The following is a 12,596-nucleotide window of genomic DNA, read 5'->3' on the forward strand; positions in this document are numbered from 1 at the left end:
TTATCCCTCCTTCTTTTCTGATACGACAAGTGTAATGTGACTTGTACGTTTGTTAATTTGACTTGCACGTCCCATCGCACGAGGACGGAAACGTTTAAGTGTTGGTCCTTCATTTACATAAGCCTCAGTTACCACTAGGCTATTAATATCCATGTCAAAGTTGTGCTCTGCGTTCGCAATAGCAGACTTAAGTACTTTTTCGATTACTGGTGAAGCAGCTTTAGGTGTATGCTTTAAGATAGCAACCGCTTCTCCAACTTGCTTACCTCGGATTAGATCAACGACTAAACGTACTTTACGAGGAGCAATACGTACTGTTCTTGCAACAGCTTTTGCTTGCATTAGGATACCCTCCTCTCAATTAGCGTCTTGTTTTCTTATCATCACTTGCATGACCTTTGTAAGTACGAGATGGTGCGAATTCACCAAGCTTGTGTCCTACCATGTCTTCAGTGACGTATACAGGTACATGTTTACGACCATCGTAAACTGCGATAGTGTGACCGATGAATGCTGGGAAGATCGTTGAGCGACGAGACCAAGTTTTAACAACTTGTTTGCCTTCAGTTTCGTTCAATTTCTCAACCTTACTCATTAAATGATCATCAACAAAAGGTCCTTTTTTTAAGCTACGACCCATGTTTGAACCTCCCTTCGTGATTGATCTACGGCTCTTTTCAGGAACCGTAGTACAATCCCGTTATTTTTTGCGACGACGCACAATAAATTTATCAGATTTGTTGTTTTTCTTACGTGTCTTGTATCCAAGAGTAGGTTTACCCCATGGAGACATTGGTGATTTACGTCCGATTGGAGCGCGTCCTTCACCACCACCGTGTGGGTGATCGTTAGGGTTCATTACAGAACCACGAACTGTTGGGCGTTTACCTAACCAACGAGAACGTCCGGCTTTACCAATGTTGATAAGTTCGTGTTGTTCATTTCCAACTTGACCTACAGTAGCACGACAAGCAGAAAGAATCATACGAGTTTCACCAGAGTTAAGACGTACAAGTACATATTTACCTTCTTTACCAAGTACTTGAGCAGATGTTCCAGCAGAACGTACTAACTGGCCACCCTTACCTGGTTTAAGTTCGATATTGTGTACAATTGTACCAACTGGGATGTTGATTAGTGGTAATGCGTTACCCACTTTAATATCTGCTTCAGGTCCAGACATTACTTCCATACCTACTTCGATTGTTTTCGGTGCAAGAATGTAACGTTTTTCCCCATCAGCGTAGTTAATTAGTGCAATGTTTGCTGAGCGGTTTGGATCGTATTCGATCGTAGCAACGCGTCCAGGTATACCATCTTTTTCACGTTTGAAATCGATGATACGGTATTGGCGCTTATGACCGCCACCTTGATGACGAACTGTTAACTTACCTTGGTTGTTACGGCCACCCTTTTTGTGTAGGGGTGCTAAAAGTGACTTTTCCGGAGAATCTGTAGTGATTTCAGCGAAATCAGAACTAGTCATGCCGCGACGACCATTAGAGGTAGGTTTATACTTTTTAATCGCCATGTTTTTCCCTCCTCTTCTTAATTAAAGAATTTTATACTTCAAAGAATTCGATTTCTTTACTATCAGCAGTAAGCTTAACGATTGCTTTACGACGCTTGTTAGTGTAACCAGCGTGTTTACCCATACGTTTGAACTTACCTTTGTAGTTCATGATGTTAACTTTATCTACTTTCACGTCAAAGATTTCTTCAACAGCGTCTTTTACTTGAGTTTTGTTAGCTCTAGTATCAACTTCGAAAGTATACTTTTTCTCAGACATAAGATCAGTTGAAGCCTCTGTAATTACGGGGCGCTTAATGATTTCACGTACATCCATTATGCAAGCACCTCCTCTACTTTTTCAACAGCTGATTTAGTGATCACTAGTTTGTCGTGTCCTAATACATCCAGAACGCTAATTCCATCAGCAGGAACAACAGTTACACCAGGGATGTTACGAGCTGAAAGTGCTACGTTTTCGTCGATGCCATCAGTGATTACTAATGTTTTAGAATCAACAGAAAGACCTTTAAGAACGCTAGCAAATTCTTTTGTTTTAGGAGCATCGAATGATAATGCTTCTAATACTAAGATGTTTTCTTCTACTACTTTAGAAGAAAGTGCAGATTTGATCGCTAAGCGACGAACTTTCTTAGGAAGTTTGTAGCTGTAGCTGCGTGGAACTGGTCCAAATACAGTACCACCACCGCGCCATTGTGGAGAACGGATTGACCCTTGACGAGCACGGCCAGTTCCTTTTTGACGCCAAGGCTTACGCCCACCGCCACGTACTTCAGAACGATTTTTTACTTTGTGATTCCCTTGACGTAAAGAAGCTCTTTGCATCAATACTGCTTCAAACATTACATGTTTGTTTGGTTCGATACCAAAAACAGTGTCATTAAGTTCGATATCACCAACTTTAGAACCGCTTTGGTTAAATAATGCTACTTTCGGCATTCTTGTTTCCTCCTTTCTTGAAAAGTTCTATTAGTTTGCTTTAATAGCTGACTTTACTTTGATCAGTTGTTTCTTAGGTCCAGGTACATTACCTTTAACTAAGATAAGGTTACGATCAGCATCAACTTTTACAATTTCAAGGTTTTGAATTGTAATTTGCTCTCCGCCCATACGTCCAGGTAGTAATTTACCTTTGAATACACGGTTTGGATCAACAGGACCCATTGAACCAGGACGACGGTGATAACGAGAACCATGGGACATAGGTCCGCGAGATTGGTTATGACGCTTGATAGCACCTTGGAATCCTTTACCTTTTGAAACTCCTGTTACATCTACGATTTCGCCTGCCGCGAAAATATCAACTTTGACTTCTTGACCAACTTCGTACTCTTCTACGTTTACACCGCGGATTTCACGGATGAAGCGCTTAGGAGCAGTTTCAGCTTTAGCAACGTGGCCTCTCTCTGGTTTGTTAGAAAGCTTTTCACGTTTGTCTTCAAAACCTACTTGGATAGCTTCGTAGCCATCAACATCGATAGATTTCTTTTGAAGTACCACGTTTTGAGCAGCTTCGATAACAGTTACAGGGATAAGATCACCGTTTTCAGCAAAAACTTGAGTCATACCAATCTTTCTTCCTAAGATTCCTTTGGTCATAAGTCACACCTCCTAATAATTATGGTTTTTATGAATTAAAGTTTGATTTCGATATCTACACCTGATGGTAAGTCTAAACGCATAAGCGCATCAACAGTTTGAGGTGTTGGGTTTACAATGTCGATTAAGCGTTTATGAGTACGCATTTCGAATTGCTCACGAGAATCTTTGTATTTGTGCACAGCACGTAAGATTGTGTAAACAGACTTTTCAGTCGGTAGTGGGATCGGTCCAGAAACCGCCGCACCAGAACGTTTTGCTGTTTCAACAATTTTCTCAGCTGATTGATCAAGAATTCTGTGATCATAAGCCTTTAAACGGATACGAATCTTTTGTTTTGCCATTATTTTCCCTCCTTTATCGCCTATTTTTGAATAGACATTCTCCACAGAAATTTCCCACACACTCGCCATGGCAAAGCGGCCGTGTGTGTCAGCAACCTTCTGTTTCATCGCAGTCAAAGACCAACATTGTCTATTATAACTAAAACACCTAGAAGATGCAACTGTTTCTTGCAAATTCTTTATGTTTTGCATACTTTCTCTATTATACAAACGAACCGTGTTATTTTCAAGGTTATGTGGTATTTTCACAATATTTAATATAACAGTATTAATGGATCAAAGTACTTTAATCCATAGAAAAATATTAACCATTCTTAAATAGCTCTTTGCTATACTATTTCCTCAAGAGTGAGTGCTTGTTGATTTCCGCTCCAATCAACTTAGTTTTTACAATTGCGCTTCGATCCTGAACATATTACACAAGTTAGCACCATTAATATAAGTGATATTTCATTATCGCAGAATATAAGTACTCTATAGAAGAAACTCGTCAAACTTCTATCTTGTTAGTTAAAACACTCTACCAGTATATAGCTATTTAAACACAAAAAAACAGATGGACATGATGTCCATCTGTTTTTGATAGCAATGATTACTCAGTGATTGTAGCTACTACTCCAGCACCTACAGTACGTCCACCCTCACGGATAGAGAACTTAGTACCTTCTTCGATAGCGATTGGAGCGATAAGCTCAACAGTCATTTCGATGTTATCGCCAGGCATAACCATTTCTACACCTTCAGGAAGGTTACAGATACCAGTTACGTCAGTTGTACGGAAGTAGAACTGTGGGCGGTAGTTAGTGAAGAATGGAGTATGACGTCCACCTTCTTCTTTAGAAAGAACATAAACTTCTGCTTTGAACTTTGTGTGTGGAGTGATTGTACCTGGCTTAGCAAGTACTTGTCCACGTTGGATATCTTCACGAGCTACACCACGAAGTAGTGCACCGATGTTGTCTCCAGCTTCAGCATAGTCAAGAAGCTTACGGAACATTTCTACACCTGTTACAGTTGTAGATTTTGGCTCTTCAGAAAGACCGATGATGTCGATAGTGTCTCCAACTTTAACTTGTCCACGCTCAACACGACCAGTAGCAACTGTACCACGACCTGTGATTGAGAATACATCCTCAACAGGCATCATGAATGGCTTTTCAGTGTCACGCTCTGGAGTTGGGATGTAGCTATCTACAGCTTCCATAAGTTCGTAGATTTTTTCTTCCCACTCAGCTTCTCCTTCAAGAGCTTTAAGAGCAGAACCTTTGATTACTGGTACGTCATCGCCAGGGAAATCGTACTCAGAAAGAAGGTCACGTACTTCCATTTCTACTAATTCAAGTAGCTCTTCGTCGTCTACCATGTCACATTTGTTCATGAATACAACTAGGTATGGAACACCTACTTGACGAGAAAGAAGGATGTGCTCACGAGTTTGTGGCATTGGGCCATCAGCAGCAGAAACTACTAGGATCCCACCATCCATTTGTGCTGCACCAGTGATCATGTTTTTAACATAGTCAGCATGTCCTGGGCAGTCAACGTGTGCATAGTGACGAGTATCAGTTTCATACTCAACGTGCGCAGTAGAGATTGTGATTCCACGCTCTCTTTCTTCTGGAGCACCGTCAATTTGGTCATATGCCATTGCAGTTCCACGACCATACTTCTTGTGAAGTGTAGTTGTGATTGCAGCTGTTAGAGTTGTTTTACCATGGTCAACGTGACCGATTGTACCGATATTCGCATGTTGCTTGGAACGATCAAATTTTTCCTTACCCATTTGAAAATCCTCCTTTGATTTTAAAGAAAATAAGTATATTTTGGATGCCTCAGAGATAGCTAAATAACCATCTCTGACACAACAATTGCTTACATTAGTATTTATACTTTATAAAAGGGAATAAATCAATTATTCACCTTTATTTTTTTTGATGATTTCTTCAGAAATCGATTTAGGTACTTCTTCATAGTGATCGAAGTGCATGGAGTATGTTCCACGTCCTTGTGTGTTAGAACGAAGGGATGTTGCATATCCAAACATTTCTGATAGAGGTACGAACGCTTTAACGACTTGAGCGTTACCGCGTGCTTCCATACCTTCTACACGTCCACGACGGGAAGTTACATCACCCATGATATCTCCAAGGTATTCCTCAGGGATAACAACCTCAACCTTCATCATTGGCTCTAAGATTACTGGCTTACATTTAGAAGCAGCATTCTTAAGTGCCATTGAAGCAGCGATTTTAAACGCCATTTCAGAGGAGTCAACATCATGGTATGAACCATCGAATAATCTTGCTTTAACATCAACAAGTGGGAAACCAGCTAAGACACCATTTTCTAAAGCGTCAGATAGACCGGCTTGTACTGCAGGGATGTATTCACGAGGAACAACACCACCGACGATACCGTTCTCGAATTCGAATCCTTTACCTTCTTCGTTAGGTGAGAATTCGATCCAAACGTGTCCGAATTGTCCACGTCCACCAGATTGACGGGCGAACTTACCTTCAACTTTAGCCGTATCACGGAAAGTCTCACGATAAGATACTTGAGGAGCACCTACGTTTGCTTCTACTTTGAATTCACGTTTCATACGGTCAACGATGATATCTAAGTGAAGCTCACCCATACCCGCGATGATAACCTGTCCAGTTTCCTGGTCAGTATGCGCACGGAATGTTGGATCTTCCTCTTGAAGTTTTTGTAGAGCAGTAGTCATTTTATCTTGGTCAGCCTTTGATTTAGGCTCAACAGATAGAGAGATAACCGGCTCTGGGAATACCATTGATTCTAGAATCACAAGACTCTTTTCATCACATAGTGTATCTCCAGTACTTGTATCTTTCAGTCCAACTGCTGCTGCAATGTCTCCAGCGTAAACAGTAGAGATTTCTTCACGGGAGTTAGCGTGCATTTGCAGGATACGTCCTACGCGCTCACGTTTACCTTTAGAAGAGTTTCTTACGTATGAACCAGAATCTAATGTTCCTGAGTACACACGGAAGAATGTTAATTTACCAACATAAGGGTCAGTTGCAACTTTGAACGCTAAAGCAGAGAATGGCGCATCGTCAGCTGATGGACGAGTTACTTCTTCTTCTGTATCAGGAACAAAACCTTTGATATCTTCAACATCTGTTGGCGCTGGAAGATAGTCAATAACTGAGTCAATTAATAATTGAACCCCTTTGTTTTTAAATGCAGATCCACAAACTACCGGGTAGAACTCAACAGTCAGTGTTGCCGCACGGATAGCAGCTTTGATTTCTTCGTTAGAAAGCTCTTCACCTTCTAAGTACTTCATCATAAGCTCTTCATCAAGTTCAGAAACTGCTTCAATTAACTTTCCGCGGTATTCATCAGCTTGATCTTTGTACTCTTCAGGAATGTCACGAGCGTCTGCACGTGTTCCAAGGTCATCTTCATAGAAGTAAGCTTTCATTTCTACTAAGTCGATGATACCTTCGAAATCATCCTCAGCACCGATTGGAAGCTGAATAGGATGCGCATTCGCTTGTAAACGTTCATGAAGTGTCCCAACAGAGTAAAGGAAGTCAGCACCGATTTTGTCCATTTTGTTAACGAACACAACACGGGGAACCCCGTATGTTGTCGCTTGGCGCCAAACAGTTTCAGTTTGAGGCTCAACACCAGATTGAGCATCAAGTACTGCAACTGCACCATCAAGTACACGCAATGAACGCTCAACTTCAACAGTGAAGTCTACGTGTCCCGGTGTATCGATGATGTTAATACGATGACCTTTCCATTGAGCTGTTGTCGCAGCAGAAGTGATAGTGATACCACGCTCCTGCTCTTGCTCCATCCAGTCCATTTGAGAAGCACCTTCGTGAGTTTCTCCAATTTTATGGATACGACCTGTATAAAATAGGATACGCTCAGTTGCAGTTGTTTTACCAGCATCGATGTGAGCCATGATACCGATATTACGAGTGTTTTCTAAGGAGAACTCTCTAGGCATGCGGTCTTTCTCCTTCCTTATATGAGAATGATTTGTTTGTTTAAAATCAGATTACCAACGATAGTGAGCAAACGCTTTGTTCGCTTCAGCCATCTTGTGTGTATCTTCACGCTTCTTAACAGAAGCTCCAGTGTTATTAGCTGCATCAAGGATTTCGTTAGCTAAACGCTCTTCCATTGTCTTCTCACCGCGAAGACGAGAGTAGTTTACTAACCAACGAAGACCTAGTGTAGTACGACGCTCTGGACGCACCTCTACAGGTACTTGATAGTTTGAACCACCAACACGACGAGCTTTAACTTCTAATACCGGCATGATATTTTTAAGAGCTGCATCGAATACTTCCATTGCATCTTTACCTGAACGCTCGCTAATGATATCAAACGCAGCGTATAGTTTCTTTTGAGCTTTACCTCTTTTACCGTCAATCATGATTTTGTTGATTAAACGAGTAACTAATTTTGAATTGTACATTGGATCAGGTAAAACGTCTCTTTTTGCTACAGGACCTTTACGTGGCATGTGATTTCCTCCTTTCAACGAGAAATGAATTTATGATTTTTTTATTATTTTTTTGCTGCTTTAGGGCGCTTAGTTCCGTATTTAGAACGTCCTTGCATACGGCCTTCAACTCCAGCTGTATCAAGCGCACCACGTACGATGTGATAACGTACTCCCGGTAAATCCTTTACACGTCCTCCACGGATAAGAACAACACTGTGCTCTTGAAGGTTATGTCCGATACCAGGAATGTAAGCAGTAACCTCGATTCCATTTGTTAAACGAACACGAGCATATTTACGTAGCGCCGAGTTCGGTTTCTTTGGAGTCATTGTACCAACACGAGTACATACACCACGTTTTTGTGGAGAAGACAAGTTCGTGTGCACTTTCTTAAAGCTGTTATAACCTTTGTTAAGTGCAGGTGACTTTGATTTAGTTGATTTAGACTGACGAGGCTTGCGAACTAATTGGTTAATAGTTGGCATTTTGTTTTCCTCCCTTCTTATTTGGTAAGCCCACACATCCAGGTGGTTCTTTTTTGGGTAAAAGTAAAGTTTTTGCAGATAGCTTCTACAAAAACTATTTTACTGTATAATCGCAACAGCTGCTGCTCCAACATCTATTCCGCACGATTTACCAAGTTTCTTCATAGAATCGACTTTGTTAACCGGTACTTTAAGATCAATAGCGGCCTGAACTACTTTCGCTGTAACTTTGGGATCAGCATCCTCCGCAATAACAACTTCTAGTACATGACCTGTTTTTAGAGCTTTCACTGCTTGCTTTGTTCCTACAATAATTTCTTTAGCCTGCGCTACTTTTTCATAAGACATTCCATATCCTCCAAAGTAACAGGTTATTAATAGGAGCAACCTTGAATATATTATCATCTTAAAATCTCTGTGTCAACATAGATTTAAAAGATTTATAAAAGCTAACTCTTAGAGCTTATGTTTGAGCAATCAAACGCGCCTAAGAGTTAGCCTAAATAGATTACTCGACTGTTACTGTTTCTTCACTAGTATCTTCTGCTAATACCGGCTCTGCCTTGCGGTAACGTTGCATACCTGTACCGGCAGGAACCAATTTACCGATGATAACATTTTCTTTCAATCCAAGTAACTCATCACGTTTTCCTTTAATGGCAGCGTCCGTTAACACACGAGTTGTTTCCTGGAACGATGCTGCTGATAAGAAGGAGTCCGTTTCAAGTGAAGCTTTGGTGATTCCGAGCAGTACAGGACGTCCTGTTGCTGGAAGCTTTCCGCCAAATAGGGCTTTTTCGTTCGCATCTCTGAATTGATGGATGTCCATAAGAGTACCTGGTAGTACCTCAGATTCACCCGCATCAATAACACGAACCTTGCGTAACATTTGACGAACCATAACCTCAACGTGTTTGTCGCCGATTTCAACCCCTTGCATACGGTATACTTTTTGTACCTCACGCAGCAAGTATTCTTGTACAGCTGACACATCACGCACTTTAAGAAGTTCTTTTGGATCGATTGAACCTTCAGTGATTTCCTGACCGCGTACTACTTTATCATTCACAGCGAATTTCAATCGGGCTGTGTAAGGTGCTGTGTAACTTCTCGTTTCCACATCACCTTGAACGGTAATTTCGTACTGACGATCTTTTCCTTCACTGATGGAAGTAATTACACCATCAATTTCAGAAATAACGGCTTGACCTTTAGGATTACGCGCTTCGAAGATCTCTTGGATACGCGGTAAACCTTGAGTGATATCGTCTCCTGCAACCCCACCAGTATGGAACGTACGCATCGTTAACTGTGTACCCGGTTCCCCGATGGATTGAGCAGCGATGATCCCAACAGCTTCCCCTACTTCGACTTTTTGTCCTGTTGCCAAGTTCGTTCCGTAACATTTCTCACAAACACCATGTCTAGTGTTACATGTGAAAGCAGAACGGATCGAAACATGTTCGACACCAGCATCAATGATCGTCTTAGCTAAGTCTTCTGTGATCAGCTGATTTTCTGTGATGATGATTTCATCTGTCTCAGGGTGACGTAATGTTTTACGTGAGTAACGACCAAGCAAACGTTCTTCAAGAGGCTCGATGATTTCTGTACCCTCTTTAATGGATCCTACAAGTAGGCCTCTGTCCGTCCCGCAGTCTTCTTCACGAACGATTACATCCTGGGCCACATCAACAAGACGACGTGTCAGGTAACCTGAGTCAGCTGTTTTCAGTGCTGTATCGGCAAGACCTTTACGGGCACCATGTGTAGAGATAAAGTACTCAAGAACCGTTAAACCTTCACGGAAACTTGATTTGATCGGTAACTCAATGATACGACCAGCCGGGTTGGCCATCAGTCCACGCATACCAGCAAGCTGAGTAAAGTTAGATGCGTTACCACGGGCACCTGAATCACTCATCATGAAGATCGGGTTGCGTTTATCCAGTGTCGCCATTAATTTACCTTGAATAGTATCTTTCGCAGCACTCCAGATTGAGATAACACGATCGTATCTTTCATCTTCTGTAATAAGACCACGTTTAAATTGTTTTAATACGTTGTCTACTTTACTTTGTGCTTCGATTAAGATTTCTTCTTTTTCCGCTAGTACGACGATATCTGCGATACCAACCGTAATACCGGCTTTAGTAGAGTATTTGAATCCTAAGTCTTTCATCTTATCAAGCATACGAGACGTTTCAGTTATAGCAAACTTCTTGAATACTTCCGCAATGATATTCCCTAAGAATCCTTTTTTGAACGGGTTGATTAAATCACGGTTTTGGAATACTTCTTTAACGTCCGTTGACGGATCAACAAAGTAGTTCTCAGGAGTAGCTACTTCCAAGTTCGTTCTTGTTGGTTCGTTAATGAACGGGAATGTATCAGGCAAGATCTCGTTAAAGATTACTTTACCTACCGTTGTTAATAATAATTGTTTATTTTGCTTCTCAGTGAACGTTTTGTTGTTGATTGTGCTGGCATGGATCGCAATACGGGTATGCAAGTGTACATAACCATTTTGATAAGCAAGGATGACTTCATTTGCATCATTGAAGATCATACCTTCACCAACAGCATTTTCACGCTCAAGTGTAAGGTAATAGTTACCTAATACCATATCCTGGGACGGAGTAACAACTGGCTTACCGTCTTTCGGATTAAGAATGTTTTGGGCAGCAAGCATCAGCATGCGTGCTTCAGCTTGTGCTTCAGAAGATAGAGGCACGTGAACCGCCATTTGGTCACCATCAAAATCCGCGTTGTATGCAGTACATACAAGTGGGTGAAGACGGATCGCTCTACCTTCGACAAGAGTTGGTTCAAATGCTTGAATACCAAGTCTGTGAAGAGTAGGTGCACGGTTTAAGAGAACTGGATGTTCTTTAATAACCCCTTCTAATACATCCCATACTTCCGGTTGTACGCGTTCGATCTTGCGTTTTGCACTCTTAATGTTGTGAGCCAATCCTTTTTCAACAAGTTCTTTCATAACAAATGGTTTGAATAACTCAAGAGCCATTTCTTTAGGAAGACCACATTGATACATTTTAAGGTTAGGTCCAACGACGATTACAGAACGACCTGAATAGTCAACACGTTTACCAAGAAGGTTCTGACGGAAACGACCTTGCTTCCCTTTAAGCATGTGTGAAAGGGATTTTAATGGACGGTTACCTGGTCCAGTAACTGGACGTCCGCGACGGCCATTATCAATTAAAGCGTCGACCGCTTCTTGAAGCATACGCTTCTCGTTTTGAACGATGATACTTGGAGCACCAAGGTCCAATAAACGTTTCAAGCGGTTATTACGGTTAATAACACGACGATATAAATCATTTAAGTCAGAAGTTGCAAAGCGTCCACCGTCAAGCTGAACCATCGGGCGAAGCTCTGGAGGAATGACAGGTAGTACATCAAGAATCATCCAATCCGGATCATTTCCTGAGTTTCTGAAAGATTCCACTACTTCTAAACGTTTGATTGCACGGGTACGGCGTTGACCTTGAGCTGTTTTCAGTTCTTCTTTAAGGAAATCAGCTTCTTTATCCAGGTCAATGTCTTGAAGAAGCTTTTTAATCGCTTCAGCTCCCATTGCAGCTTGGAATTTCACTCCGTATTTCTCACGATACGCACGGTACTCTTTCTCAGAAAGAAGTTGCTTTCTTTCCAGAGCCGTGTCACCCGGTTCTGTTACAACATAGGAAGCGAAGTAAATAACTTCTTCCAAAGCGCGGGGAGACATGTCTAAAACAAGTCCCATACGGCTTGGGATTCCTTTGAAGTACCAGATGTGGGATACAGGGGCAGCCAGCTCAATGTGACCCATACGTTCACGACGAACTTTAGCCTTTGTTACTTCAACACCACAGCGGTCACAAACGACGCCTTTATAACGGACGCGTTTATATTTTCCACAGTGACATTCCCAGTCCTTCGTAGGACCGAAGATACGTTCACAGAACAAACCGTCTTTTTCAGGTTTTAATGTACGATAGTTAATCGTTTCAGGTTTTTTAACCTCCCCGAAAGACCACGAACGGATCTTATCGGGGGAAGCTAAACCAATTTTCATATACTCAAAATTATTTACATCTAGCAAGGGGCCTACCTCCCTTTTAATCTACAGGCTCTAA

At 41.5% G+C, this 12,596-nt stretch carries 13 protein-coding genes; all 13 read right to left on the reverse strand.

Going from position 1 to position 12,596, the window contains the following annotated elements; all coding sequences use genetic code 11:
* Positions 1-342 (reverse strand): 50S ribosomal protein L22, encoded by a 342-nt coding sequence (gene rplV / locus F0342_RS23285; protein WP_034765976.1) that lies wholly within the window; start codon positions 340-342, stop codon positions 1-3.
* A gap of 19 nt (positions 343-361) precedes the next feature.
* On the reverse strand, positions 362-640 hold the full coding sequence (gene rpsS, locus F0342_RS23290; RefSeq protein WP_148971241.1) for a 30S ribosomal protein S19: 279 nt from the start codon (positions 638-640) through the stop codon (positions 362-364).
* Positions 641-700: 60 nt separating this feature from the next.
* Positions 701-1,531, reverse strand: a complete 831-nt coding sequence (gene rplB, locus F0342_RS23295) for a 50S ribosomal protein L2 (protein ID WP_044340525.1) — start codon at positions 1,529-1,531, stop codon at positions 701-703.
* Positions 1,532-1,562: 31 nt separating this feature from the next.
* A complete protein-coding gene (rplW, locus tag F0342_RS23300) occupies positions 1,563-1,847 on the reverse strand; it encodes a 50S ribosomal protein L23 (protein ID WP_058300085.1) in 285 nt (94 codons plus the stop codon).
* Positions 1,847-2,470: a 50S ribosomal protein L4 gene (gene rplD, locus F0342_RS23305; RefSeq protein WP_149158146.1), complete on the reverse strand. Its 624-nt coding sequence runs from the start codon at positions 2,468-2,470 to the stop codon at positions 1,847-1,849. The genes rplW and rplD overlap by 1 nt, the downstream gene beginning before the upstream one ends.
* Before the next feature lie 30 nt (positions 2,471-2,500).
* Positions 2,501-3,130: a 50S ribosomal protein L3 gene (gene rplC / locus F0342_RS23310; protein ID WP_148971239.1), complete on the reverse strand. Its 630-nt coding sequence runs from the start codon at positions 3,128-3,130 to the stop codon at positions 2,501-2,503.
* Between the two features lie 35 nt (positions 3,131-3,165).
* Positions 3,166-3,474: a 30S ribosomal protein S10 gene (gene rpsJ, locus F0342_RS23315; protein WP_007085291.1), complete on the reverse strand. Its 309-nt coding sequence runs from the start codon at positions 3,472-3,474 to the stop codon at positions 3,166-3,168.
* 592 nt (positions 3,475-4,066) lie between these two features.
* Positions 4,067-5,257: an elongation factor Tu gene (gene tuf / locus F0342_RS23320; RefSeq protein ID WP_113970887.1), complete on the reverse strand. Its 1,191-nt coding sequence runs from the start codon at positions 5,255-5,257 to the stop codon at positions 4,067-4,069.
* A gap of 129 nt (positions 5,258-5,386) precedes the next feature.
* Entirely contained in the window at positions 5,387-7,465 is a 2,079-nt protein-coding gene (gene fusA / locus F0342_RS23325) for an elongation factor G (RefSeq protein ID WP_149158147.1), read from the reverse strand.
* 51 nt (positions 7,466-7,516) lie between these two features.
* On the reverse strand, positions 7,517-7,987 hold the full coding sequence (gene rpsG, locus F0342_RS23330) for a 30S ribosomal protein S7 (RefSeq protein WP_034765993.1): 471 nt from the start codon (positions 7,985-7,987) through the stop codon (positions 7,517-7,519).
* 44 nt (positions 7,988-8,031) lie between these two features.
* Positions 8,032-8,454, reverse strand: coding sequence for a 30S ribosomal protein S12 (gene rpsL / locus F0342_RS23335; RefSeq protein ID WP_032085266.1), 423 nt, complete (start codon positions 8,452-8,454; stop codon positions 8,032-8,034).
* 99 nt (positions 8,455-8,553) lie between these two features.
* On the reverse strand, positions 8,554-8,802 hold the full coding sequence (locus F0342_RS23340; RefSeq protein ID WP_148971237.1) for a 50S ribosomal protein L7ae-like protein: 249 nt from the start codon (positions 8,800-8,802) through the stop codon (positions 8,554-8,556).
* A 160-nt stretch (positions 8,803-8,962) separates the two neighbouring features.
* Positions 8,963-12,562, reverse strand: a complete 3,600-nt coding sequence (rpoC, locus tag F0342_RS23345; protein ID WP_149158148.1) for a DNA-directed RNA polymerase subunit beta' — start codon at positions 12,560-12,562, stop codon at positions 8,963-8,965.
* Between the last annotated feature and the right edge of the window lie 34 nt (positions 12,563-12,596).

Origin of the sequence: Bacillus sp. CH30_1T (assembly GCF_008364765.1) — a bacterium.
Classification (GTDB): domain Bacteria; phylum Bacillota; class Bacilli; order Bacillales; family Bacillaceae_B; genus Rossellomorea.